Origin of the sequence: Myroides sp. NP-2, assembly GCF_014145665.1 — a bacterium.
Classification (GTDB): domain Bacteria; phylum Bacteroidota; class Bacteroidia; order Flavobacteriales; family Flavobacteriaceae; genus Flavobacterium.
This window is the reverse complement of sequence record NZ_JACHTD010000038.1, coordinates 1-1,747: the sequence shown is the minus strand read 5'-3', so window position 1 is coordinate 1,747 and position 1,747 is coordinate 1. Positions and strand designations below refer to the sequence as shown.

The 1,747-nt window shown below is 35.2% G+C and carries 1 protein-coding gene and 1 pseudogene; both read left to right on the top strand.

Features of this window, described 5'->3' with window-relative positions; genetic code table 11:
- Positions 1 to 859: pseudogene (locus H4K35_RS15495) on the top strand (IS21 family transposase); the annotation flags it as partial.
- A 24-nt stretch (positions 860 to 883) separates the two neighbouring features.
- Positions 884 to 1,651, top strand: a complete 768-nt coding sequence (istB, locus tag H4K35_RS15490; RefSeq protein ID WP_182628803.1) for an IS21-like element helper ATPase IstB — start codon at positions 884 to 886, stop codon at positions 1,649 to 1,651.
- Positions 1,652 to 1,747 lie beyond the last annotated feature (96 nt).

Sequence of the window (1,747 nt, the reverse complement as noted above, 5' to 3'; positions counted from 1 at the left end):
AGATAGTCTTCAAGACTTTGCACTTTACCATAATACAACCATTCTTCCAACCAGGGCCTATCATCCCAAAGATAAAGCTTTAGTAGAAAATGCGGTAAAAATCACTTACAGAAGAGTATTCGCCCCACTACGTAACAAACAATTCTTTGATTTAAAAAGTTTAAATGAAGCCATTAGAGAACTTGTTGACCTCCATAACAACCAACCGTTAAAAAAGGAAAAAATATCACGTAGAGCACTTTTTGAAGAAATAGAACGCGCAGAGTTGATGCCTTTACCTGAAATACAGTACCAACCCAAAGACTTTAGCCGTGGTACGGTTCAGAAAAACAGTCATGTATATTTAAGTAAGGACAAGCATTATTATAGTGTACCTTTTGCATATATCGGGAAAAAAGTATTGTTGATGTACAGCAAAAATGTAGTCGAAGTTTACCATGAACAACGTAGAATAGCCTTCCATAATAGAGTTTATTCTAAATACGGTTACACCACTCAAAAAGAGCATTTGCCCTCATCTTATCAGTATATGTCTGATTGGAATCCGAACAGATTTATCAGTTGGGCACGTAATATTGGCGAGTATACAGAGCATTACATCGCTAAGGTTTTAGAGAAAAAACATCATCCAGAACAATCGTATAAATCCTGTATCGGTATTTTATCATTAGCCAAAAAAGTGGGTGAAATACGCTTAGAGAATGCCTGTAAACGCGCGTCAGATTACGGAAGATACAATTATAAAAGTATCCTGGATATTTTAGATAAAGGATTGGATCAGTTCCACGATGAGGAACTTTACCAAGAAAAAAAGTTACCAAAACACCGCAACATCAGAGGAGGAAAGTATTACGAATAATTAAATAATTTAAAAACAAAACAAATGAATCAGAACACCTTAGACAAAATGAAAAATTTAAAGCTTTATGGCATGCATAGAGCTTTTGCAAGCACTTTAGAATTAGGAAGTGCTTCTTACACCAACGACGAATTGATTGCGTTTTTAATCGACTCCGAGTTCGATGATAAAGAAAACAGAAAAGTGGAACGTTTGATAAATACAGCAAAGTTCCGCTACAAAGCCTATATGGAAGAAATTACCGCAAGTACAACCCGAAACCTTGATAAAAACACCATTGCACGACTATCTTCTTGTGATTTTATCGAGCAGAAACAGAATGTTTTAGTTACAGGTTCAACAGGCGTCGGAAAGAGTTTTATAGCCTCTGCAATTGGCTATAAAGCCTGTATGAACGGCTATAAAGTGATGTATTTTAGTGCAGGAAAATTATTTGCAAAACTAAAAATGGCTAAAGCCGATGGATCGTATCACAAAGAAATAGACCGAATCGAAAAACAAGATCTGATTATTATAGACGACTTTGGATTGCAAGCTTTAGACAATCATAAACGCGATTTTTTTATGGAAATAATCGAAGACCGACACGGAAAACGTTCTACCATAATCGCTTCGCAACTTCCTGTAAGTACTTGGCACGAGGTCATCGGTGAACAAACTATTGCTGATGCAATACTTGATAGAATGGTACACAATTCTTTAAGAATAGAACTTAAAGGAGAATCCCTTCGAAAGAAAAATATAATAAGTGAAAAGAAAATAAAAAAGGAAACAATAACACCATTATTTTAGTACTTTAGTAACTACTTTTTGACCGTGCTTTTAAACCTCATTTACACTGGTCACTTTAAACCAGAATATACTGGTCACTTTCACCAGAATTTACAT